This is a genomic window from Actinomadura sp. KC06 (assembly GCF_004348735.1).
GTDB lineage: Bacteria > Actinomycetota > Actinomycetes > Streptosporangiales > Streptosporangiaceae > Spirillospora.
The window spans coordinates 1-22,438 of the sequence record NZ_SMKT01000070.1; the positions used below are offsets into that span (position 1 = coordinate 1).

General features: G+C 69.2%; 19 protein-coding genes. 15 read left to right on the forward strand and 4 right to left on the reverse strand.

The genetic code is table 11. From position 1 onward, the window contains the following. The first annotated feature begins 15 nt into the window (after nucleotides 1-15). The 12 genes from E1287_RS22330 (at nucleotide 16) to E1287_RS22385 (ending at nucleotide 11,953) form a co-directional block, all read left to right on the forward strand. Complete coding sequence (locus E1287_RS22330; protein ID WP_131966999.1) at nucleotides 16-330, forward strand: WXG100 family type VII secretion target; 315 nt, start codon at nucleotides 16-18, stop codon at nucleotides 328-330. Between the two features lie 40 nt (nucleotides 331-370). Next, entirely contained in the window at nucleotides 371-658 is a 288-nt protein-coding gene (locus tag E1287_RS22335) for a WXG100 family type VII secretion target (RefSeq protein WP_131967000.1), read from the forward strand. Between the two features lie 138 nt (nucleotides 659-796). After that, the gene (locus E1287_RS22340) at nucleotides 797-1,174 is read left to right on the forward strand and encodes a hypothetical protein (RefSeq protein WP_131967001.1); all 378 of its coding nucleotides are present in this window, start codon (nucleotides 797-799) and stop codon (nucleotides 1,172-1,174) included. A gap of 19 nt (nucleotides 1,175-1,193) precedes the next feature. Beyond that, nucleotides 1,194-2,408, forward strand: a complete 1,215-nt coding sequence (locus E1287_RS22345) for a WXG100 family type VII secretion target (RefSeq protein WP_131967002.1) — start codon at nucleotides 1,194-1,196, stop codon at nucleotides 2,406-2,408. Nucleotides 2,409-2,511: 103 nt separating this feature from the next. After that, the gene (locus E1287_RS22350; RefSeq protein ID WP_131967003.1) at nucleotides 2,512-3,915 is read left to right on the forward strand and encodes a S8 family serine peptidase; all 1,404 of its coding nucleotides are present in this window, start codon (nucleotides 2,512-2,514) and stop codon (nucleotides 3,913-3,915) included. A gap of 99 nt (nucleotides 3,916-4,014) precedes the next feature. Next, the gene (locus tag E1287_RS22355; protein WP_131967004.1) at nucleotides 4,015-4,392 is read left to right on the forward strand and encodes a hypothetical protein; all 378 of its coding nucleotides are present in this window, start codon (nucleotides 4,015-4,017) and stop codon (nucleotides 4,390-4,392) included. Between the two features lie 1,687 nt (nucleotides 4,393-6,079). After that, the gene (locus E1287_RS22360) at nucleotides 6,080-6,394 is read left to right on the forward strand and encodes a WXG100 family type VII secretion target (RefSeq protein WP_131967005.1); all 315 of its coding nucleotides are present in this window, start codon (nucleotides 6,080-6,082) and stop codon (nucleotides 6,392-6,394) included. Nucleotides 6,395-6,434: 40 nt separating this feature from the next. Then, nucleotides 6,435-6,722: a WXG100 family type VII secretion target gene (locus E1287_RS22365; protein WP_131967000.1), complete on the forward strand. Its 288-nt coding sequence runs from the start codon at nucleotides 6,435-6,437 to the stop codon at nucleotides 6,720-6,722. A 139-nt stretch (nucleotides 6,723-6,861) separates the two neighbouring features. After that, nucleotides 6,862-7,230, forward strand: coding sequence for a hypothetical protein (locus E1287_RS22370; protein ID WP_131967006.1), 369 nt, complete (start codon nucleotides 6,862-6,864; stop codon nucleotides 7,228-7,230). Nucleotides 7,231-7,239: 9 nt separating this feature from the next. Next, nucleotides 7,240-8,406: a hypothetical protein gene (locus E1287_RS43900; RefSeq protein ID WP_165969139.1), complete on the forward strand. Its 1,167-nt coding sequence runs from the start codon at nucleotides 7,240-7,242 to the stop codon at nucleotides 8,404-8,406. 106 nt (nucleotides 8,407-8,512) lie between these two features. Continuing rightward, on the forward strand, nucleotides 8,513-9,859 hold the full coding sequence (locus tag E1287_RS22380; protein WP_131967007.1) for a S8 family serine peptidase: 1,347 nt from the start codon (nucleotides 8,513-8,515) through the stop codon (nucleotides 9,857-9,859). 453 nt (nucleotides 9,860-10,312) lie between these two features. Beyond that, nucleotides 10,313-11,953 carry a MinD/ParA family protein gene (locus tag E1287_RS22385; protein WP_131967008.1) on the forward strand — a complete coding sequence of 547 codons (1,641 nt, stop codon included), beginning with the start codon at nucleotides 10,313-10,315 and terminating at the stop codon, nucleotides 11,951-11,953. A 306-nt stretch (nucleotides 11,954-12,259) separates the two neighbouring features. On the opposite strand, the gene E1287_RS22390 is transcribed toward E1287_RS22385, so the two are convergent. Next, nucleotides 12,260-12,898 (reverse strand): hypothetical protein, encoded by a 639-nt coding sequence (locus E1287_RS22390; protein ID WP_131967009.1) that lies wholly within the window; start codon nucleotides 12,896-12,898, stop codon nucleotides 12,260-12,262. A 409-nt stretch (nucleotides 12,899-13,307) separates the two neighbouring features. Here E1287_RS22390 and E1287_RS22395 point away from each other — a divergent pair, with 409 nt between their 5' ends. Then, on the forward strand, nucleotides 13,308-13,769 hold the full coding sequence (locus E1287_RS22395; RefSeq protein WP_207934385.1) for a hypothetical protein: 462 nt from the start codon (nucleotides 13,308-13,310) through the stop codon (nucleotides 13,767-13,769). A 49-nt stretch (nucleotides 13,770-13,818) separates the two neighbouring features. Here the strand turns inward: E1287_RS22395 and E1287_RS22400 are convergent, their stop codons facing one another. Further along, nucleotides 13,819-15,231 (reverse strand): DUF1266 domain-containing protein, encoded by a 1,413-nt coding sequence (locus tag E1287_RS22400; protein ID WP_131967010.1) that lies wholly within the window; start codon nucleotides 15,229-15,231, stop codon nucleotides 13,819-13,821. A 142-nt stretch (nucleotides 15,232-15,373) separates the two neighbouring features. Then, nucleotides 15,374-16,315, reverse strand: coding sequence for a DUF6177 family protein (locus E1287_RS22405; RefSeq protein ID WP_243719327.1), 942 nt, complete (start codon nucleotides 16,313-16,315; stop codon nucleotides 15,374-15,376). A 128-nt stretch (nucleotides 16,316-16,443) separates the two neighbouring features. Between E1287_RS22405 and E1287_RS22410 the strand changes: the two genes are divergently transcribed. Then, on the forward strand, nucleotides 16,444-17,886 hold the full coding sequence (locus tag E1287_RS22410; RefSeq protein ID WP_131967011.1) for an LCP family protein: 1,443 nt from the start codon (nucleotides 16,444-16,446) through the stop codon (nucleotides 17,884-17,886). Between the two features lie 249 nt (nucleotides 17,887-18,135). Then, a complete protein-coding gene (locus tag E1287_RS22415; RefSeq protein WP_131967012.1) occupies nucleotides 18,136-19,116 on the forward strand; it encodes a glycosyltransferase in 981 nt (326 codons plus the stop codon). A gap of 74 nt (nucleotides 19,117-19,190) precedes the next feature. Here the strand turns inward: E1287_RS22415 and E1287_RS22420 are convergent, their stop codons facing one another. Further along, complete coding sequence (locus tag E1287_RS22420) at nucleotides 19,191-22,352, reverse strand: hypothetical protein (RefSeq protein WP_131967013.1); 3,162 nt, start codon at nucleotides 22,350-22,352, stop codon at nucleotides 19,191-19,193. Nucleotides 22,353-22,438: the final 86 nt, after the last annotated feature.

Sequence of the window (22,438 nt, forward strand, 5' to 3'; positions counted from 1 at the left end):
CGGGAAGGATGACTGATGAGCCAGAAGTCTTCGGTCGACAGAGCAGAAATGGCCCAGGCGGCCCAGCGGGTCGAGGAGGCGGCGCAGGACCTGCGGAAGATCCAGGCGGATCTGGGTCAGGAGCAGTCGCAGCTGTCGGGCCGGTGGATCGGTGAGGCGGGGAGTGCTTTCACCAAGGTCTTCAACGAGTTCAACGGTGAGCTGACCAAGGTGCTCGAGGTTCTGAACGGGCTGCACGAGAAGCTGGTTCAGGTCAAGATCAACTACGAGGGCAGCGAGCAGCAGCAGACCGAGGCGGTCAATCGGGTCGCCGGGCTGCTGAACGGCTGATCGCCATCCATCACCGATCTCGGGACGACACGGAGGAATCATGAGCTATCAGTCGATGGATTTCGGGGCGATGCAGCAGGCGTTCGCCGCGTTCCAGCAGAAGTCCAACCAGATGAACTCCGAGCTGGACGATCTGGCTCGCAGTGTGGAGAGCAAGCTGGCTCAGTGGGAGGACGGCGCGCGGGAGGCCTATTTCCAGGCCAAGCAGCAGTGGGAGGCCTCGGCGGCCGACATCAACAAGATCGTGCAGCAGCTCGGTGCGGTGATCCAGTCCTCGCAGGAGACCGGGCAGGGCACGGTCAAGACCAACGTCAACATCATCGGCTGACACGGCCGACCACACCACGCTTCCCAGGCCGGCCGCCGGAATTCGGGCGGCCGGCCGTGGTGGCGGTCGGACCCGGAACTTATCTGTAGCTGAAGTCAAACACGGGGTAGCGGGTCTCCTGGCCCGCCGGAGGCTCACATGGGTGATCAGAAGAGCGAGATCGACACCGAAGAGGTCAAGAAGATCCTCAAGCGTCTCAGGGCCAATTTGGAAGACTTCGAAAAGGGCCAGGGGAAGCGCAACGACATCTCGATGCACGGCAACATCACGACGGCGGAGCTGGGCCAGTATCCCGCGGTCTCGGGCCTGTCCGCCTCGACCCAGTCGGCGTACAGCCAGATCAAGGGCCAGTACGACGCGTTCCTGCGGAGCTACCAGGGCATCATCGACGCGCTGGATCGCATGGTCAGCAACCATGACGAGAAGGAGCAGCAGAACACCGCGGCCGCCAACAGGGCGATGACGAGCGGTGGCGGCTCCACGCCGACCAACCAGAACACCGGCGCGTACAAGTAGTAGGCGGGATCGATATCTCATGGGTCACACGAAGCACGACGAGCCGATTCGCTCGAATCAGGACAGTCCCACTGAATGGGACGGCGGCATCGATGAGATGAACCAGATCCTCAATGCCACCGACCCGCAAAAGGTCATGGACGCGGGCACGCATTACACGGCGGCCGCGCAGAAGTTCCAGAACGCGGCCGGCATTCTCCGCAGGGAGAAGGCCGCGCTGGCCGGTGTTTGGAAAGGCGAGGACGCGGACGCCACCACCGAGCAGATGGAGCGCCTGCATCAGAGCGCGACCGGCATGCAGGAGGTCGCGCAGACGACCGGCAAGGCTCTGTCGGACCACGGCACCAAGCTCGACTGGTACAAGAGGCACCAGCCGGGCAAGGGGTTCATTGGCAATATCTCTTATGACGATGCCGGTGTCGTGGCCGCGGGCACCATGGTCGCCGGACCGGCCGGTGGAATGATCGCACTCGGCGGCAAGAAGCTCGGCGAGGCCTTCGGCCTCATCGACAGCGCCGAGGAGAAGGCCGCGCAGGAGCACATGAAGCGGCTCGGCGAGCGCACCGTCGAGGCCAACCGCGCGATGCCCGAGAAGATCTCCACCAACATGCCGGAGACCAACATCACGTCGAAGGTCCCCACGAACGACATCCCCGGCGGTGGCGGCATCACCAACCCGGGCGGCGGCGGTGGCGGCGGCAGCATCCCCGGCACCGGCGGAATGCCCGGTGGCGGCGGCAGCATCCCCGGCGGCGGCGGAAGCGGCAACATTCCGGGTGGCGGCGGCAGCATCCCCGGCGGCGGTGGCAGCATCCCCGGCGGCGGCGGTGGCGGCAGCATCCCGGGTGGCGGCGGCTCCGGCAGCGACCTCGCCGGACTGCCTCCGGGCGGTGGCGGCGGCGCCGGCGACCCGTTCGGCCGCACCGGCCTTGGCGGCGGCGGCATGCCCGGTGGCGGTGGCGGCGGTAGCATCCCCGGCGGCGGCGGCCTCGGTGCCGGCGGCCTGGCCGGCGGCATGCCCGGTGGCGCAGCGGGCGGCGGCGCCGGCGCGGGCCGAGGCGGAGGCAGGGCCGGTAGCGCCGGCCGCGGCGGCATGGGCGGCATGCCCATGGGCGGCGGTCGCGGCGGTGGCGGCAATGGTGAGGACGAGCACGAGCGCACCACCTGGCTCACCGAGGACGAGGACGTGTGGGGCGGAAACGATGACGACACCGCCCCTCCCGTGATTGGCTGATTCAGGCTCGATCACGAGACGATGTAGGAGACGGCGTGAGCGGATCGATATCTTCGGACCGCTCACGCCGTGTTCCGTTTAGTGAGGTTTCGCTGTGCGACGGATGACACGATGGCTCGCCGCGATCGGGGCGACGTCCGCCCTGGTCATGACCACCGCGGCGCCAGCCGGCGCGATCCCGGGCCCCCGGAACGACCAGTGGTGGTTCTCGGCGTGGGAGATCCAGCAGAAGGTCTGGCCCGTCACCAAGGGGGCGGGCGTCACCGTCGCGGTCATCGACACGGGCGTCAACGGACGGATTCCCGATCTGCAGGGCGTCCTCGTCCCCGGGACAGATGCCGTGTCGGGTAGCGGTGACGGGCAGGTCGGGCCGTCCACGGACCTTAATGATTCGCACGGCACCGGGATGGCCGCCCTTATCGCAAGTCAGGGCACGGGTTCGGGCTATGTCGGAGTCGCACCCGAAGCGAAGATCATGTCGGTGACCTCCAACCTGTCGGTTTGGGACAAGGCGATCCGCTTCGCGGCCGACCGCGGGGCCAAGGTCATCAACATTTCTCAGGCTTTCGCGGCGTCGGGCGGGTGTCGTCCCGAGGTCCAGCAGGCCGTTTCCTATGCCCTGCAGAAGGACGTCGTCGTTGTGGCGGGTGCCGGCAACAGCGGCGATGCGAGTAACCCGTCCATGGAGCCGGCGAACTGCGCAGGCGTTCTCGCCGTCGGTGCGGTGGACAACAAGAAGGCCGCTTGGAAGTCCACCGAGCGACAGCCTTACGTCGCTGTCGCGGCCCCCGGCTTCCTGGTGAACACCGTCCTCGCCAACGGTCAGGTCACCGACCATGTGGCGGGGACGAGCCAGGCGTCCGCGCTGGCATCCGCCGCGGTGGCGCTGGTCCGATCGAAGCATCCGCAGATGCCGGCACGCGAGGTCGTCCAGCGAATCATCAATACGACCGTAGACGCCGGCCCGCCCGGCAAGGACCAGATGACCGGAACCGGAGTCATCATCCCGGCGGACGCGATGAACGCCTCGGTTCCGAAGAACGCGCCGAATCCTGTCTTCGCCGCCTACGACCGCTGGCTGGCGGACAACCCGCAGGCGGGCGCGAAGCCATCCGCGACCAAACGGCCCAAGGACGCGGCGACCAAGGACTCCGAGCGGGCCGACCGCAACCTCATGATCCTGCTCATCGCCGGTGGCGCGATCGTGGTGATCGGCGGGATCGTGGTCTTCCTCGTCGTCCGGCGAAACAAGAAGAAGAGCCCGCCGATGGGACCCGGATCCGGGTCTATGGGCGGGCCGTCCGGACCGCCGCAGGGCTGGGGCGGCCAGGCACCGCCTCCGCAAGGCGCGCCTCCGCAGGGCGGGTACCCGGTGCCCCCGCAGGGTGGACGGTCCGGTCCGCCACCCGGCTGGGGCGGTCAGCCAGGTCCGCCTCCCGGAGGCCCCCAGGGAGGGCAGCCGTACATGCCGCCGCAAGGCCCGGGAGGTTCGCGGCCCCCGAACTAGAACGCCACGCTCCTCTTTACGGCTGTCTACTCGCTCGGTACCGGGCGCGTAGGCAGCCGTCCTCCCTGGTGTGCGACCAAACCGACAGAAAGAGTAGCCATGAAGAAGCTCCTAGTAATCCCTGTCACCGCTGCCGCGCTCACACTCAGCCTGAGCGCCTGCGGAGGAGACTCGGACGACGCGGGCGGGAGCTCGTCCCCATCGTCCGGTACCAGCACGTCGGCGAGCCCCGGCGGCGGCACCATCACCGGCAACGGTGGCGGCACCAACGGCGGCGGCAGCGGCGGCGGCACCGGTGGCAGCGAGCTCACCCCGGCGCAGAAGAAGTCGCTCACCAAGCTCGTCGAGTGCATGCGGAAGAAGGGCTACGAAATGCCCGAGCCCACCTCGCCCGCCATCGCCCCGAAGAACGTCGAGGGCAAGGACCCCGACAAGGTCAACAAGGACTCCCAGGAGTGCGCCGCCCAGTCCCAGTAACCACCGAAGCGCCACCTTCGCAACGCGGCCTCTCCAGGTGAGCAGCCATGCGTCAGCTGTCTCGCCCATCCCGGAGTTCAACGGAGAAATGGCACCCTCGCCGATCAAATTCCAGGCCCGTAGCCCGGATAACCGCCCAGGCTCCGGGAACAGCAGGGCGAGAAATCGGTGCCAGAACAAGACACTCGGCCGGGTCGGTCCACGACCCGGCCGCTATTTTTCTAGCAGTTGGACCCAGGCTCGCGCGTCGTGCCAGAGGCGCCCCACACACGGTGCACGACGACCACCCCGCCACCGGTAGCTCCCAAGCCAGACCAGCCTGCCCGTGCGACCCATCTCCCAACGAGCCGCCGGATCCCGATCCGCAGAGCCGTTAGGCGCAAGAGCTCCGCTTGTTACCGACGGGATCAAATAGGAGGCAGCGCCCCCGCAGGCGTCGTGGCGAGAAGGGCGATGCGACCTGGCCAGGACGGAACACTCGGCCGGGTCAGTCTTCCGGCCTAGCCGCTGGTTGCTCTCTTCTGCGGACAGTCGCGACGTCCGCAGTGCGCTTCGAGGGGTGATGAGCTGGCCCATTTCCAGCTGGCAATGGATTAACTGGCGAGTTGCCCACCGCTCACTAGGCGCTCGGCGTCCGGGAACAGAGGCCTCGTGTCCGTCCGTGAGCCGGGTGAGTGCCAGCCAGATGGGCTTGCGTGAGGGCGTTCGCGGCAAGCTGGTCAAGTCCAGCGTCCTGTTCGGATCCGGCCAACTCATCCGTGGGCGGCACCCCAGAGCAACACATAGATGGCAGCTCAGCTGTAGCGGCCGGGACCTACGTAGCCGGCGGCAGGGCCAGCAGCAGCCTTACACCGACTGGAGCGGAGATGGGGCAGCGTCGAGGCACGCGATTGTCGATGGTGTCCAGGCACGCCACCGTTGGTCGCTGTCAGCCCGAACGCTGCCGGCAAGTCTCGCAGCACCGCCATATCGGCCTAGCTGACGTCGTCCAGCGCCGAGCGGCACCGCCAGATTGGTGGCACCTTCCCCTGGAGAGCCGTGTGTCGTCCCGGTTGACGCGACTGCTTCAGCACCTGCGGCTTCACAGCCCGCGCCGCTGACCTGAAACATCTCTGCCTGCAGACTCGCTGACCTACCACGCGATACACCGCTGCCCGAGACATCCACGATCTTGGTCCGGCCGTCGTCGACTGTACGTGAGTGCTTTCCGCCCGGGGGCGGCTGAAGGCTCAGCGAGCCAATATCCCAGCTCGGAGACGCTTTTCGCATATAGCCTTCTCATGATCAACTTGCCCGCCTTGTCTGATCAGCATGAAAGGGCAGGTATCACGATCTAGTGCCAGATCCTGACATGTTCACCGACGTAACGGTCATGCCGGTGTGGTGTTGCGACGAGCCTCGCTGGGTGCCGTGCTCTGACGGCTTCTGGAGACGGTTTTAGCAGGTCAGCCCGGCAGATGGCGCCGTGGGTGAGCGGTCAAGCTCCCAGGTCAGGAGGCTTCGGCGGTCACAATTCATCCGATGTGGTCTTCCGTAAACGCCATTGCCAACGATCCAGCGCTTCCGGCCCCTAATATCGCTTTACGGGGATGTGTGCTCTGCTTGACGATAGGTTTCAAGTCGTCCGGATGGCGAGGAACCGGCGGGGGCCCGCATCGCGTCGAACGAATGCCGGGAAGGATGACTGATGAGCCAGAAGTCTTCGGTCGACAGAGCAGAAATGGCCCAGGCGGCCCAGCGGGTCGAGGAGGCGGCGCAGGACCTGCGGAAGATCCAGGCGGATCTGGGTCAGGAGCAGTCGCAGCTGTCGGGCCGGTGGATCGGTGAGGCGGGGAGTGCTTTCACCAAGGTCTTCAACGAGTTCCACGGTGAGCTGACCAAGGTGCTCGAGGTTCTGAACGGGCTGCACGAGAAGCTGGTTCAGGTCAAGATCAACTACGAGGGCAGCGAGCAGCAGCAGACCGAGGCGGTCAATCGGGTCGCCGGGCTGCTGAACGGCTGATCGCCATCCATCACCGATCTCGGGACGACACGGAGGAATCATGAGCTATCAGTCGATGGATTTCGGGGCGATGCAGCAGGCGTTCGCCGCGTTCCAGCAGAAGTCCAACCAGATGAACTCCGAGCTGGACGATCTGGCTCGCAGTGTGGAGAGCAAGCTGGCTCAGTGGGAGGACGGCGCGCGGGAGGCCTATTTCCAGGCCAAGCAGCAGTGGGAGGCCTCGGCGGCCGACATCAACAAGATCGTGCAGCAGCTCGGTGCGGTGATCCAGTCCTCGCAGGAGACCGGGCAGGGCACGGTCAAGACCAACGTCAACATCATCGGCTGACACGGCCGACCCAAGCCACGCTTCCCAGGCCGGCCGCCGGAATGCGGGCGGCCGGCCGTGGTGGCGGTCGGACCCGGAACTTATCTGTAGCTGAAGTCAAACACGGGGTAGCGGGTCTCCTGGCCCGCCGGAGGCTCACATGGGTGATCAGAAGAGCGAGATCGACACCGAAGAGGTCCGAAAGATAATCAAGAACTTGAGGGCGACCCGCGATAGGTTCGAGGAGGGTTCCGGATCTACGTTCGATGTCCAGCAGAACGGCAACATCACCATGCGGGATCTCGGAGATTACCCTGCAGCAAGGACTCTAAGCGAATCGACTAGCGCGGCTTTTGCCCAGATCTCGGGGCAGTACCAGGCATTTCTCACAAGCTTTGACGGTGTGCTCGATGCTCTGGACAAGATGGTCGGGAACCATGATGAGAAGGAGCAGACCAATACCGCTGCCGCCAACAGGGTCGCGCCGGGCGCCAGCGTAGGCCGTCGAGCCACGAAAGAATGGGGGTGAGAGCTAACCATGGGTGATAAGCAACACGACCAGCCCATTCGTGCCACCACCGATAACGGGCAGGAATGGTCGGGCGACATGGACGCCATGAACCGGCTGCTCGAGAGCATCAACTCGGAGAGGGTGATCAAGGCCGGATCAGTGTACAAAGGCACCGCTGCTAAGTTCGAAGGCGCTGCCGGAGACCTGGGGGCCCAGATCTCTGCACTGGCCCGCGTTTGGAAGGGCGACGACGCCGAGGCCACCATCAGGCAGCTGCAGAAGCTGCAGAAGAGCGCCGAGGTCCTGAAGCAGGTTTCTCAACAGACAGCCACGGCTCTTTCGAGTCACGGAGAAAAACTTCAGTGGTACGAGAAAAATCAGCCAAAGGAAGGCTTCTTCAAGGGACTCAGTTGGGATGACGCCGGGGTCGTCACTGGGGGCACTCTCCTGGGAGGGGCCGCCGGAGGCCTCGCAGGGCTGAAGGTGGATAAGGCCTTTGGGCTCATCAAGGACAAGGAGTCGGAGGCTGCCGTTGAGCACATGAAGCGCTTGAGTGAACGTACTCGTGAGGCCAACGCCGCAATGCCTGAGCGGGTGAGATTGGTTCTTCCGAGCACAAACTTCTTTCGTGGAGATCCGAGACCCGGCGGGGGTGGTCTCCCCGGTGGCGGTGGCGGAAACCTCCCGGGCGGTGGCAGCCTGCCTAGTGGTGGCGGCAGCATCCCCGGCGGCCTGGATGGCGTCGGAAACAGTGGCGACGGCACCATGCATGGTGGCGGTTACGGTGGCGGCCTCCCCGGTGGCGGTACCGCCGGGAGCGACCTCGCCGGCCTGCCCGGTGGCGGTGGCGGGGCCGACCCGTTCGGTCGCGGTGGCCTTGGTGGCGGCCTGCCCGGTGGCGGTGGTGGCGGCGGCCTGCCCGGTGGCGGTGCCGGTGGGCTCGTCGGCGGCCTGCCCGGAGCCGGTGCTGGTGCCGGAGTGGGCGCGGGCCGAGGCGGTACTGCTGGTGGAGGCAAGGGGCTAGGCAAAGGTGGTTCTGCCGGTCGTGGCGGTATGGGTGGCATGCCCATGGGTGCTGGTCGCGGCGGTGGCGGTGGTGGTGAGGACGAGCACGAGCGCACCACCTGGCTCACCGAAGACGAAGACGTGTGGGGTGGAAACGATGAGGACGCCGCCCCTCCCGTGATTGGCTAGCCCCATATCAGACACGAGACGATGCGGGAGCTGGCGTGAGTGGATCTTCAGCCCGCTTACGCCGTGTTCCGTGTAGTGAGGTTTCGCTGTGCGACGGACGACGCGAGTGCTCGCCGCTATGGCAGCCAGTTCAGCCTTGGTTTTGACGACGGCGATGCCTGCGGCTGCGGCTCCCAGGGGACGGGAGGACCAGTGGTGGTTCTCGGCTTGGGCGATTGAGAAGAAGGTCTGGCCGATCAGCAAGGGAGCAGGCGTCACTGTCGCCGTAATCGACACCGGAGTTAACGGCAAGATTCCTGATCTCCGTGGGGTACTGGTCCCTGGAACGGATCTGACATCGATGAGCGGCGGGGACGGACAAATCGGACCAACCTCGGACATGGAAGATTCGCACGGTACGGCGATGGCCGGTCTGATCGCATCTCAGGGGGCTGGCACCGGGTATGTAGGTGTAGCGCCTGAGGCGAAGATCATGTCGGTTAAAGCTAACCTCACTGTATGGCACAATGCGATCCGTTATGCGACTGATCACGGCGCTAAGGTGATCAGTATTTCACAAGGATTTCCTGCGGTAAATGGATGTCGCCCTCATATTCAGGAGGCAATTTCTTACGCTCTCCAGCGAGACGTTATCATCCTTGCAGGTGCTGGCAATGAAGGCGACAGAAGGAATCCGTCAATGGAACCGGCAAACTGTGCCGGTGTTTTGGCGGTTGGGGCGGTTAACAATCAAAAGGTGCCCTGGGTAGGTAGTGAGCGGCAACCTTATGTTTCGGTGGCGGCGCCCGGTACCAGCGTTAACGCGCTTTTTGCTGACGGTCGAGTGGCCACAAATGTGAGTGGGACAAGCCAGGCAACGGCCCTGGCCTCTGCAGTAGTGGCTATTCTCCGGTCGAAGCATCCACAAATGTCAGCTCGCGAAGTGGTCCAGCGCATTATTAATACCGCGCAGGACGTAGGTCCTCCAGGCCGGGACAGTCTTTCTGGCGAGGGCGTAGTCATTCCTCATGCTGCTTTGACCGCAGAGGTTCCTAAGTCCGCACCGAATCCGGTGTTCGCCGCTTACGATCGGTGGGCGAAGGCCAATCCCGGGCAGGCAGGTGCCGTGCCGCCGGTGAAGAGGTCGAAGACGGCGGCTGAGAAGGCGGCTGATGAGAGTAGTGAGCAGGCGGCGCGTAATACCAGGTACCTGATCATTGGGCTCGTTGTGGCCGGGGTGCTTGGTGTGCTGGTCCTTATCTTTATTGTGTTGAGGAGCAGGAAGAAGGTTACGAGCGCGGTTGGTCTTGGGCCTGTTGGAGGGGCGCAGCAGTATGGTCCCCCGCCTGGGGCGGGGCCGCCGCCTGGATGGGGTGGGCCTGCCGGGCCGCCGCCGCCACCTGGTCAGCAGGGTGGGCAGGCGCAAATGCCGCCGCAGGGGCCGGGCGGTGCCGGTCCCTATCCTCCGAGGTAGAGCCACGAATGTTCTGGCCGTTTTTGGTGTTGTGCTCGCGCTCTCCCCTGGAGTGGGTGAGTGCGGCTCGGAGTCGGGCGCTCTGCGGGGGTGACGGGCAGCGCGTCGGCTACGAGCGAGCTTGAGAAGAGGCTGTCCGCGCCTACGGGGTGGGCTGGCGGCATCCAGGGCGATCCGCTGACACCGGAGCAGGTCACGATGACCACCAAGTTCGTAGCGTGCATACGCCCAGGGCATGGACAGGTAGGGCTGTTGAAGGTCCGCTTGAGCTTGGCGATATGCCACGAGGAGGCGGGCTGTGGTCGGTGGGTGAGGTTCGTGGTTCCTGTTGTTGAAAAGCTGCAGTTGACTCAGTGTGGCGAGGTCAGCGGGCGGGTGGTCTCTTCGGGTGATGTGGGCGTTCGCGGACAGGCTGGGAACCCCTAGGCTGGCACCAGGACGAAAGGAGGGCGGGTGCCGGACTCGAGCTGGCAGCACTCCGTGTTGCGTGATCTCGGCGTGTCGCAGCGGGGCCTCGCGGCCTTCGGGTCCGCGTCGGCGGTTCTCGCCGACGCCGGCTGGGGGGCTGAGGCGGTTGAGCACAGCGCGCGGCGGCCGTCGCCGCCGCCGGCCGTGCAGGAACCCCTTGCCGCGCCTCCAGCGCCTCCTGTGGCGCCGCAGCCGGTACCCGCTGAGGTGGAGCAGCCTCGGTCCTATGACCCGTTCCCCGACCCGCCGCAGCCGGTTCCCGCAGAGCCCGAGCCGCCGCGGTCGTACGACCCGTTCCCGGATGCACCGCAGCCGAATGCGCCGACGCAGGGGTCTGGTCCGTCGCCTGTCGTCCAGGAGCCTCCGCGGCAGGATCCGCAGCCGAGCGCGCCCGCGCAGCAGCCCGATCAGCAGGCCCCCGAGGCGGAAGTGCCGCTGGTCAACGAGGAATTCAGCTGGGATGCGGCGATCTCCCCGATCGGCGGCTCCGCGCCGCAGGCTCCCGGTATGGCGCAGGCCCCGGGCGTCGGCGAGGACGAGGACGACGGCCAGGAACGGGATGCCGCCGCGTCCGCGCATTCAGCTCCTCCGGCTCAGGGTCCGGCTGCGCCCGTCCCGCCGCCGCCTCAGCACCCGCAGACGCACGGTGGAGGGGCCGTGCCCATGGCGAACGAGTTCGTCCGTAAGAACCAGCATGGGGACGCGCTGGTCCGCCGCGTGGGCCGGGGCATGCGAAAGGCCGTCGGGGCGTCCAGCCAGATCCGGACGCAGGCGGAGATCTCGGACTACCTGCGGCGGCCCGTCGGCGGCTTCCGGCAGATCACGGTGGTCAGCGTCCGCGGTGGCGCGGGGAAGACGACCGTGGCCGCGCTGCTGGCGACCGAACTGGCGCGGCACCGTCCAGACCGGGTGCTGGCGATGGACGCGGACGCCGAGCTCGGGTCGCTGCCGTTGCGTCTGGGAGTTCGGTCTGAGCTGTCGCTTTTTGATCTCGCCGCGCAGCGGCCGCGCTCGTTCGAGGAGGCCGCGCAGTATCTGCAGCAGACCCGGGAGGGGCTGTGGGTGCTCGCGGCGACGCGGGGCGGACGGATCACCGGCGAGTTCACGTTCGAGACATATCAGGCCGCCTTCAGCGCTGTCAGCCGCTACATATCCACTGCGGTGACGGACTGTAGCGCGGGAATCCTCACTGAGTTGCACCGTGGCATTCTCGGGCAGTCGCACAGTGTGGTTCTCGTTACTCCGGGCACGGTCGACGGCGCGTTGAGTGCGCGGGGGGCGCTGGAATGGTTCTCGCAGGGGGTGCAGCGCAGCCTGCTGCCCCGGACAGTGATCGCGATGGTGTCGCACGCTCCGCAGGTAGGGGCCGACCTCGCGCGCGCGACGCAGATGCTCACCGCGTGGGGGACGCCCGTCGTGCAACTGCCGTATGACCGGCAGATCGCCATGGGTGCCGCGGTCGACATGTCCCGGCTCGGGGAGGCCACGCAGGCTGCCGTGAGCCGGATCGCCTATGAGGCGTTCGCGCGGTCGCTTGGCGACGTTACGCCGGGCCAAGTCCCAGGCCAGGGTGTTCACCCGGGTCAGGGTGCGGCCCCAGGCGCTGGTCCGCGCCGGGGCCGCTAGGACATCGCGCTAGGGCACCGGACGAATCGACCGGATGGCGGAAGGGCGGCCGAGGGCGGTGGGGCGTGTTCCGGCCCGGCAGGGCATCCGGCCTCGCCGCAAGGTCGCCTTCCGCAGGGTCGTTCCCTGCAGGGTGCAGATCGTCCAGCCGCGCGGGCTGGTCTTGTCTGAAGGCTGGTCGTCCGCCTGTGGCGAGGTTTGTCCAAGTGTTGGCCGTCTGCCGTTCGGAGGTGCGCCCGTCCGGTGGTGCTCCGACTGCAGTGGGCATCCGGCTGCAGAGTGGTTGGTTTGGTGAATGAGGGTGGGCTAGTCCGTCCAGACGAGGGTGTTTTTGACCTCGACGCCTAGTTCGCCGGCGGTGGTGAAGACGCTGCCGGTGCGGCCGCCGGTTTGGGCGCCGCTGGACCAGTACGACTGGGCGTAGACGACGCTCGAGCCCTGCGGCCATGAGCGCGTCCAGTATGCGGGGTTGGCGCGGGGCTGCGGGAGGCCGCTCGCGTCGGACGGGGTGAGCAGCAGCGGCCAGCCCTTGCTGGACGTCACCCGGCTGATGCTGCTCGCCGCCGACGGGCTGGAGAACTTCGCGATGGACACCGAGGTGATGATGTTCCTGGACGGGTTGGCGTAGACGGCCGAGTGCATCACCCCGATGCAGGGGTACGTGCTCAGCGCCGAGCGCAGTTTGGTGTTGGCGCGACTGGTGCACGACGCGGTGCGGGTGCCCGCACGGGTGAAGGTGTTGCCCTTCGCGGTCCGGATGGTCGGGCCGAGGATCGAGGCCGGGTCCGACCCGCCGCCGCTGGACTCCGTGGGCCTGGGCTCAGGGGAGTCGATGGTCGAGGACGGCGGTGTGTACGAGGGGAACGAGGACGTCCTACTGGGATCGTCGTCGTCGCTTTCCAGAACGAAGAAGGCGCCGATGCCGACGAGGGCCAGGACCCCCACCACACCGATGATCAGCAGTGGGACGAGCGCTCCTCCGCCGCTGCGGGGCGGGCGAGGCGGCGGGAAACCGGGTCCCCCGGGCAGCGGCGGACCCGGTGGCGCGGGCGGCGGGAAGCCGGGGCCGCCAGGGGGCTGACCAGGCCATTGGGGGGAATTCATGAAGGCTCCGTGCTGATCTCTGTGGCGGGGTGGCGATTTCGGTCGGACCAGAGTAGCGGTCGGGAGTTGGCGATTTCACAGGGGATGGTAGGTATGACAGGGATGCGCGCTGTCCGCGGACGGCGGCGGTGCGCGCGGATGTCTCATAGGGTTGCGTTGGAGAGGGGAGGCAGGTGTCCGACTCAAGCCGGCGACCGTCCGCCGTGCGCGGTGACGGCCCGCTCAGTCCGCCCGACGCTGGGGTGACCCGATGAGCAGTGACCTGGTGGCGCTGGTGCGCCGCCGTCCGGATGTGCACGCCGTGGCCGACGGCATGATCGCCATGGGTGAGGCGCTGGAACTGCGCGGCGGGGAACCGGAGCCGACGCTCGTGTACGACACCGAGGGTCGGCTGCTCATCTCGATCGAGGACGCGGTGCAGGTGTCGGCGCAGAGCGAGATCCGGCGGCTGCTCGGCGCCGACTTCGCCGAGCGGGTCACGGCCCCCGTGTGGTGGGTGGACGTCCGCGCGGTCGCCGACCTGCCCGATGCGACGCGGGTCGCCCGCAAATTCGCCGAGTCGCTGGTGCACTGGGCCGGTGGGACCGTCTACCCGGACGGGACGAGCGAGGCTCCGGCGCGCAGCTGGAAGGCGTCCGATCAAGGCGGTCCGGGCGGCGGGGCCCCCGGGCAGGACGGTGCCGCCTACCACGGTGGAGTCATCGGCGGTTAGGCCGCCCGGTCTGGGGCACCGCCTATGGCCGCCCGGTCTGGAGTGCCGCCTATGGCCAGTCGCGGGTCAGGTCCAGGTCCCAGGGGACGGCGTTCCAGGGGCTGTTCGGCTCCGTGGCGAGGTCGTCGATGAGGCGTTGGTACTCGGTTTGTGACTTTCCGCCGCCGCCCGACCAGAGCAGCCGGCCCTGCACGTAGCAGGTCGCCATGTCCCTCCAGGACGAATAGCGCCGCTGGATGTCGATCGCCAGCGGAAGCATCCGTTCCCAGCAGTATTCCTCTGTGAGCCAGCCCACCATGTGTCCCCACCGGTAGAGCATGAGGGCTCGTCCGTAGTCCCAGATGAGGAAACGTCCCACGTTGGCCCGCAGCGCCGGGTCGGCGAGGACCTTGAGGCGGTGCAGTTCCTCGGACACGTGGTTGCGGTCGTTGAAGAGGTGGTGGAGGAACTGGGCGAGTTCGGCGCCCTCCTCGCTGACGTCCGCGCCGGGCTCGTCGCGCAGCACCCGCGGGACGAGTTTCGCGTACGAGGCGCCCTCGTCTCCGTACCGGACGCGCACCAGCTCGATGAGCCGCTCGACGAACGGTGGTTCGAGCTCGTCGCGGGCGATGAGGCCGTCGACCTCGCGCAGCAGCGTCCCGTACTCCTCCTGCGCGGCGGGGGAGCGGGCGGCGAGCTCGGCGTCCTGGACGAAGTCGGCGCGGTGCCCGTCCTGGACGAGCCAGTTGACGGCGCCGAGGAGCTGTTCGAGGTCGTAGGCGCCCCACGGGTCGTGGAGGAGTTCCTGCGCGGTGCGCCGGTCGGCGGTCGCGGCGTCCGCGCCGGGGGCGGTGCCGAGCCGGTCGAGCCGGAACCCGTTGATCGCGCCGTAGGGGGCGCCGGCCGCGACGATCCAGCGCTGCACGGGGGTGAGGTCGCCGCCGGCGGCGACGCCGGGCAGGTTCGGTGCGGAGATCAGCTCCCACAGCCGCCGCTGGAACTCCCTGGCCTGCCGCTCCTCGCCGCCCGAGAACCCGGCGAGAAGCTTGCGGAGGGACGGATGCCGGACGTAGAGGCGGCGGAGGAACCGTCCGTCCTTCCATACGAGGTGCTCGGGCCGCAGGTCGCCGAACGGGATGCGGGTCCGCCGGTGCACCATCGCCTGCTCCGCGAACCGCAGTTCCAGGACGGACCACAGGCGGCGCAATGGCGTGAAGCGCAGCAGCAGGACGAGCCCGAACAGGCCCGCGCCGGGGGCGAGTGCCCATCTCGCCGCGTCCTGCAGGCCCGTCAGGGAGAGGACGGCGCCTGCCAGCAGCAGTCCGATTCCGCAGCCGCCGAGGGCGCGGAGCCAGCCGGTCGTCAGGGCGCGGGAGCCTTCGATGCGGAGCACCGCCTCGTCGCCGTCGAACGCGAGCGATCCTTCGGCGAGCGTCCCCCTGACGGCCCGCTCAAGCGCGTCGAGCTGACCGGCCTGTCCCATGGGCAGGACCGTACATCATCCTTTACCGGTAGATCATCAGCGGTGTGCGGAGTCTGTTGCGGCGAGCACCGAAAGCCCGTTTCGGGTGTTAAGGCGGTGCCGCCGCCGTGGGGCGGGTGGGTGTCGCTCAGGCGCCGTTCGCTCAGGCGGACTGGAGGTGCTGCATGAGGATGCTGTGCCGCTGCCAGCCGTCCGCGGAGCGTCCGTCGCCGAGCGGGAAGAACGTCAGCGGGGAGCGGGGCGGGCCGACCTGCTGGCCGGGCAGGCCGTTCGGGCCGCTGACGGTCCCCGCGACGGCGAGCGCGACGGGGGCCGGGGCGCCCGTCCAGCGGGGTTCGGTGGTGAGGTCGGCGCGGCCGGGGGTGAGCTGGACGAACAGGGACGCGATCGTCTGGTCGGCGGCGAGCGCTCCGACGAGGGTGGGCAGGTGCTGCAGGGGCGGTGGGTCCTCCGGCATGTAGCCGACGGTGACGGTGCTGACCTCGGCGACGACGCCGCCCGCGCTGGAGGTGAAGTCGCAGATCGCCTGGGCGGGACGGGGGCCGTCTCCGCCGACGATGAGCCGGGCGGTGGACCGTCCGCGCGCGTACTCGGTGAACCGGTCGGCGCGCCACGGGTGCTCCAGCGGCTCGGCCGCGCCGAGTGCGCCGGGGGGCTTGCCGGTGAGGAGCTGCAGGAGGCGTTCGACGGGCCCGCCGAGGTCGCCTTCGGGGCCGTGCCTGGTGCGGTAGACGAGGGTGAGCTGCGAGCCGATCGGCGCGGTGGGACGGGTGGTGAAGCCCGGCGCGTAGTCGCGGGCCTCGGGGACGGGAATGAACGTCGTGCCGTTCCACTTCAGCGGGCGTCCGGTCAGGCCCTCGTAGTAGCCGTCGCCGTTGCGGACGACCCATTGCATCTCGTTCCCGGACGCGGCGGTGCGCAGGGGGAGGGAGAGCCGGGAGTCCAGGGGCGTGACGAGCTGCAGGGTGCGGCCGCTCGCGGTGCAGTCGCCGAGAGCGTTGTTCAGCCAGGCGCTCAGCGGCACCAGCGGCCTGTCCTGCAGCACGACCATCGCCTGGTCGGTCAGCGCGTCTACTGTGCTCATCTTCGGAGGAGTCTAGCGACCGGGGCCCGCCCGTGGCGGCCTCACCACCGTCCCGCCGCTCCACCGGCGGCATTCGACTTTGCTGTGACCACCGTGACTCCTGTCCATCTTGTGCTGAAATGTTACGGATGCAGCGAGCCGCCGCGCCGTCCTCCGTGTACCTCGCGGACCACGCCCCGACGCCACCGGAACCGCCGGTGCGGGGGCGTCTGTGGCGCGTGCTCGGCTGGGTGTCGATCGTGCTGTCGGTGGTGCTGGTCGGCACCAGCCTCACCGCCTACGGGTTCTGGCGGCGTCTCGACGGCCAGATCGACCGCGAGAACGTGGACGGACGGCTCGGCGACGACCGTCCGGAGAAGCTCAACAACTCGCTGAACATCCTGCTGATGGGGTCGGACAGCCGCAAAGGCGAGAACGGCCGCTATGGCTCGGAGGCCGGGCAGCGGTCCGACACCACGATCCTGCTGCACATCTCGCCCGGCGGCGAGAGCGCCATCGGCATCAGCTTCCCGCGCGACTCGATGGTGCAGATGCCGCCCTGCAAGAAGAAGAACGGCGCCACCGTCCCCGCCCAGTTCGGGATGATCAACATGGCGTTCTCCAACGGCGGCCCCGCCTGCACCTGGCGGACCATCGAGTCCCTCACCAAGATCCACATCGACCACTACGTCGAGGTGGACTTCGCCGGGTTCAAACGGGTCGTGGACGCACTCGACGGCGTGGAGATCTGCGTCCCCCGCCGCATCGACGATCCCAAGGCCGAACTGCACCTCAAGGCGGGGCGCCAGGTCGTCCGCGGCGAGCAGGCCCTCGGCTACGTCCGCACCCGGTACGTCCTCGGGGACGGCTCCGACCTCGACCGGATCAAGCGGCAGCAGGCGTTCATGGCGTCCGTGGTGAAGAAGGCCACCGACAAGGGCATGCTCACCGACCCGGGACGCACCTACGAGTTCCTCTCCGCCGTCGCCAAATCGATCAAGGCGGACGACAAGCTCACGCTCTCGGTGATGCAGAAACTCGCGGGCAGCCTGCGCGGCATGAGCGCCGGGAAGGTGCGGTTCGTCACCGTCCCGGTGCAGGCGTATCCGCAGGACACGAACCGCGTCCAGTTCAACATGGCCCTGGCCGAGCCGCTGTTCCGGGCCGTCCGGGAGGACAACAAGCTTCCCGAGCCCGCCCCTCCGGCGCCTGTCGCGGCGCAGAACAAGGTCCGGCCCGTCCCGCCGGAACAGGTCAGGGTCGGCGTCTACAACGGGGCCGGGACCCCGGGCCTGGCGCAGCGCACCGCCGACCAGCTCACCGAGCGCGGCTTCAAGGTCGTCAAGGTCGGCACCAGCAAGAAGCGCTACGCCCGCACCCAGATCCTGTACGGCAAGGGCGCCGAACGGCAGGCGGCCCGCATGGCGATCGCGCTGCCGGGCCATGAGCCGCGTCCGGGGAAGTCCGCCAAACCCGGCTACGTCTACCTGGTCATCGGCAAGGACGGCGCCACCCTCCTGGGCCAGAACGCGGCAGTACCGAAGGTCGCCGGAGAAATCCGCGCCGACCGCGACATCTGCGCCAAAACCTGACCCACCGCCCCCGCCCGGGCTGCTCGGCCCCGGCTGTCCGGGTGCGGCCAGGAGAGGGACGCCGGCCAGGTCAGAGCGTCAAGTCCGCGGTTGTCGGGGCACACCGGTATCTTGGCCCGCGCAAACCAACACCCCCGCTGAAGCGTCACATCTAGGACGACCCATCTGATTCCCCCCGACCTCTGCCCCGAGGAGCCGATCCCCGCACAGGGCTCTGCCGGGCGCCTACGCCCCCCTCGGAACGGACGCATGCAGCCCGAACCCTTCACGCTGTTAATGACCGTCTACGGCGGTGATCGCGAGGATCACGTCCGGGTGGCGTTCCGCAGTGCCGTGCACGATCAGACGCTCCGTCCCGACCAGGTCGTCCTGGTCCAGGACGGCCCCGTCTCCGAAGAGCTGTCGGCCTGCCTGCGGGAACTCGTCGCCGGCAGTCCCGCCGAGGTGTCGTTCGTCCAGCTGGAGCACAACCGCGGGCTCGGCCCCGCCCTGGACGCGGGCCTGCAGGCCGCCCGGCACGACATCGTCGCCCGGATGGACGCCGACGACATCGCCATGCCGCACCGGTTCCAGACCCAGGTGCCGCTGGTGCGCTCGGGGGCGGAGCTCGTGGGCGCCGGGCTGCTGGAATTCGGCGCCGACATCTCCGACATCGTCGGGCAGCGCATTCCGCCCAGCGACCCGGCCGACATAGCGCGCTACTCCCGCCTGCACGACCCGTTCAACCATCCGACGGTCGTCTACCGCCGTAGCGCCGTCGTCGCGGTCGGGGGCTACGGCGACCTGCCGCTCATGGAGGACTACTGGCTGTTCGCGCGGATGATCGCGAACGGCGCGCGGGTCGTGAACGTCGCCGAGCCGCTCGTCTACTACCGGGTGGGGGACGGCGCGTACGAGCGGCGCGGGGGCCGCGACCTGCTGCGCTCGGAGCTCAGGCTGCAGCGGGAGATGCTCGGCGAGGGGTTCATCTCCCGCCCCCAGTACTGGCGCAACGTCGTCGTCCGCGGCGGCTATCGGCTCGTGCCGACCCTCGTCCGGCGTCCCTTCTACCGGATGGTCGTCGCCCCGTACGGGGCTCGCCGCAACCGCTCACGCGAACGCGCCGACGCCGCGGCGCCGGCGGCCTTGACGTACGTCCCGCGGCACGCCCGCCAACCCGAGCAGACCCGCGCGCCGGTGGCGCCCCTCTCCTCCGCGCCGCCGGAGCCGCCCGTCCCGCCCGCCTGCTGATCGGGGCGACGCGATCCGGCCGCGCGGCGGGCACGGCGGCACGCGCCGTTCTGCCCGCCGACCGATGACCGCGTTCAGTTCGCGCGCGACCAGAGGACGGGCTGGTCGCCGCCGGCGTCCGCGCTGCGGCCCACGCCGAGCAGCGTCCCTTTGAAGGCGGCGAGGCCGGTGATCTCCTGGTCGCCGGCGCCGCCGAGGCCGGTGCCGCCGGGCGTCGTGGCGGTCCAGGACGAGCCGTCCGTGGACGTCCACGACGCCACGTCCGTGGCGCCCGCCGACCCGGTCGTGCCGGTGGCGGCGAAGCCCTTGGGCGTCGCGGTCAGCGCGGTGACGAAGACGACCGTGTCGCCGCTCGGGGAATTCAGCGGCTTCCACGACCTGCCGCCGTCGGTGGAGACGTAGCCGAGCCAGTTCAGACCGCTCTGCGTCGCCGCGAGGCCGGTGGCGACGAGCGTGTTCTCGCGGGCGGCGACGTGGGTGAGGTGGCCCTCGGTCACGCCCGGGGGGAGCTGAAGCTGCTGCAACGTCCACTTCCTGCCGTCGGTCGACGACCACACCGAGGGGTGGTTGCCCTTGGCGTCGCGGCTGCCGCCGACGGCCGCGTAGCCGGACGAGCCGGCGGCGACGTCCAGCATCCAGCGGGGTGCGGCCTTGTCGCCCTGCAGCATCTTCGGGTCGGTGCCGGCGCCCCGCGCCCAGTTCTTGAGGTCCTTGGTGAACCAGGTGACCACCGAGAAGCCCTGCGTCCCGGCGATCACGTATCCGGCGTTCCCGGCCGCGGCGGCGTAGGTGATCGGTGTCCCGTCCTTGTTGCCCGCGAAGACGGCGGCGGAGTCGGCGGCCTCCCAGGTCGCGCCGTCCTTGGAGGTGACGACGAGCGGACGCCGCGGCGCCGCCTGGTCGTAGCCGACCGCCAGCCAGCCGGCCGCGGCGGCGACGACGTCGTTCAACTGCTGAGGCCCCGGCCGGGTGAACGCGGCGCCGAGGCCCTGGGCGGGTTTCCAGGACGCGCCGTCCTGCGACGACCAGACGGCGGCGTCGCCGCGTGCGCTGCCCACGGCGACGGCGACGGCGTCCGTCGCGCCCACGGACCGGATCGAATGGTCGGGCCGGATCACACCGCGGATCTTCGTCAGGTCGACGGGGACCGCGGCGCCGCCGGCGTCCCAGACGCCGAGCACCGGGTCCATGTCGCCGCCGCCGGGCTCACGGCCGCCGATGATCGCCTGGCCGCCGGCCAGCGCGGCGCCCGTGAACTCGCGGCCGGGCCGCAACTCCGCCGCGCCGGCGTCCTGCCAGGCCGCGCCGTCGGCGCTGCGCGACACCAGGACGTCCCGGCCGCGGACGACGATGGCCGCGTAGCCGCCGCCGTCGCCGATGACCCGGCTGGTCCGCTTGTAGTCGGACGGCTGCAGCGCCCCGGCCTTGGTCCAGGACTTGCCGTCCTTGGACGTGAACGCCTGGCCGTAGAGCTTGCCGGACGACTTGATCTCGCGCATCGCCAGGAACCCGGCCTGGCCGCCGCCGACCATGAGGCCGCGGCTGCCCTTCGGGACGGGCACGTCGGACGTCGCCCAGGTCCGGCCGCCGTCCTCGGAGCGCCAGACCACCCGGTAGGGGCCGGGCTTCCCTGAGTCGGGCGTGACGAGCCCCTCCAGGAGGATCACGTTGCCGCTGGCGGCGGCCTCGACCAGCGAGAACTTGCCCTTGCTGACCTGGACGCCGATCTGGTCGCCGACGCGGGCCTCCCACCTCTGACCGTCGCCGGACAGCCACACCGCCGGCCGGGAGTCGGTGAAGTCGCCCTTCGGGGAGTTGTCGCCGACGGCGAGGTAGCCGCTGTCGGTCGCGACGATCCGGCGGACGCGGTTGCCCGCGCCGAACACGTCGCCAACGGCGTCGGGCTGCCTGCGCCACGTGCGGCCGTCGTCGCTGGTCCAGACGGCGCCGCCGCCCCCGGCCCGGGAGCCGATCGCGATCCAGCCGCGGGACGAGCCGCCGACCGCCTCGGGGACGCCGCCGGACGGCGCGACGCCGCCGTCCGTGCTCTGCTGGGCGCCGGACTCGAACGTGCGTCCGCCGTCGCCTGAGACCAGGAACAGGCCCCGGGCGTTCTGCGGGTCGGTCTCGCCGCCGATCGCGACCACCGTCGAGCCGACCGCCGCGACGCCGGTGATCTGCTGGTCGCGGCCGTCGGTGCGGGCGGCGCCGCTCACGGGGAACAGGGAGGCGGCCAGCTTCGCGCCTTCGCCGCCGTCACCCTCGCCGTCGCCTTCGAGGAGACCGGGCACGACCAGCACGCCGGCAGCGACCAGGCCGGCGACGGCGAGCGTCGCCGCGCCGATCAGGAGCGGCTTCTTGACGCTTCTGCGGGACCTCGGCGACCTGCCCTGCGTCCGCCACGGCTCTTCGATCGCGGGCGGCGGCGCGACCGGCTGGACGGCGCCCTGCCCCGGTTGGCCCGGCTGCCCGAACTGCCCCGGTTGGCCTGGCCCGGTCGCGCCGGGGATCTGCTGCGCCCACGGGAACGGCTCCGCGGCCGGGGGAGCCGGCTGCTGCGCGCCAGGGATCTCCTGCGCGTAGGGGAACGGCTCGTGGGCGTCGGGAGCGGGAGTGCCGGGGATCTGCTGGGCGTACGGGAACGGCTCGTGCGCCGGTGGGCTCTGGGACGGTGACGCCGGCGGGCCCGGCGGGTGCTGCGGGGGCGCCGAGGACGGCTGCTGCGTCGGGAAAGGCTCCGCCCGGGTCGCGTCCGGGATCTCCTGCGCGTAGGGGAAGGGCGGCGGCGCGGGGGACTGCACGCGCGTCGCGTCCGGCATCTCCTGCTCGAACGGGAACGGCGGCGGCGCCGGGATGTCGGTGGACGTGGCCGGTGGAATGCCGGCGGCCGGGGGCCGACCGGCGGGAGGCGCCGGCGTGGGCGGCTGCGACGCGTTCCCGCCGGAGGTGTCCTCGTCCGAGGGGCCCGTACTCGGGGCGGGCGTGTGGCCTCCCAGGACCACGGTGTGCATCGCCTCGTCCATGCCGGAGTCGGAGCCGGGGGCTGCTTCGGGCGCTCCGGCGGACGCGGCTTCGCGCTCCGGCTCGGCCTCCTCGGCGCCGTACTCGGGGAGCAGCGGGGCGGCCGCGGACTGCTGATCGTTCAGCCACTGCGGCGGCGGCGGTGCCTGAGCCGGCTGCCCGGGGTCGGGACGCTCCACCTCGTGCTCGTCATCCGGCTTTCCGGTTGGAGTCACACCCGCTCTCCCCCGCCTCAGCTCATGTGCACGATCGGCGTGCATTCGCAGTCGTCAGCGATGATAGCGGCGCATAACGGACGCGA

What these genes read in the sequence shown, in the direction of transcription:
- E1287_RS22330 (WP_131966999.1), top strand. Translation starts at nt 16, where the DNA reads ATGAGCCAGAAGTCTTCGGTCGACAGAGCAGAAATGGCCCAGGCGGCC.
- E1287_RS22335 (WP_131967000.1), top strand. Translation starts at nt 371, where the DNA reads ATGAGCTATCAGTCGATGGATTTCGGGGCGATGCAGCAGGCGTTCGCC.
- E1287_RS22340 (WP_131967001.1), top strand. Translation starts at nt 797, where the DNA reads ATGGGTGATCAGAAGAGCGAGATCGACACCGAAGAGGTCAAGAAGATC.
- E1287_RS22345 (WP_131967002.1), top strand. Translation starts at nt 1,194, where the DNA reads ATGGGTCACACGAAGCACGACGAGCCGATTCGCTCGAATCAGGACAGT.
- E1287_RS22350 (WP_131967003.1), top strand. Translation starts at nt 2,512, where the DNA reads ATGACACGATGGCTCGCCGCGATCGGGGCGACGTCCGCCCTGGTCATG.
- E1287_RS22355 (WP_131967004.1), top strand. Translation starts at nt 4,015, where the DNA reads ATGAAGAAGCTCCTAGTAATCCCTGTCACCGCTGCCGCGCTCACACTC.
- E1287_RS22360 (WP_131967005.1), top strand. Translation starts at nt 6,080, where the DNA reads ATGAGCCAGAAGTCTTCGGTCGACAGAGCAGAAATGGCCCAGGCGGCC.
- E1287_RS22365 (WP_131967000.1), top strand. Translation starts at nt 6,435, where the DNA reads ATGAGCTATCAGTCGATGGATTTCGGGGCGATGCAGCAGGCGTTCGCC.
- E1287_RS22370 (WP_131967006.1), top strand. Translation starts at nt 6,862, where the DNA reads ATGGGTGATCAGAAGAGCGAGATCGACACCGAAGAGGTCCGAAAGATA.
- E1287_RS43900 (WP_165969139.1), top strand. Translation starts at nt 7,240, where the DNA reads ATGGGTGATAAGCAACACGACCAGCCCATTCGTGCCACCACCGATAAC.
- E1287_RS22395 (WP_207934385.1), top strand. Translation starts at nt 13,308, where the DNA reads ATGAGCAGTGACCTGGTGGCGCTGGTGCGCCGCCGTCCGGATGTGCAC.
- E1287_RS22400 (WP_131967010.1), bottom strand. Translation starts at nt 15,231, where the DNA reads ATGGGACAGGCCGGTCAGCTCGACGCGCTTGAGCGGGCCGTCAGGGGG.
- E1287_RS22405 (WP_243719327.1), bottom strand. Translation starts at nt 16,315, where the DNA reads ATGAGCACAGTAGACGCGCTGACCGACCAGGCGATGGTCGTGCTGCAG.
- E1287_RS22410 (WP_131967011.1), top strand. Translation starts at nt 16,444, where the DNA reads ATGCAGCGAGCCGCCGCGCCGTCCTCCGTGTACCTCGCGGACCACGCC.
- E1287_RS22415 (WP_131967012.1), top strand. Translation starts at nt 18,136, where the DNA reads ATGCAGCCCGAACCCTTCACGCTGTTAATGACCGTCTACGGCGGTGAT.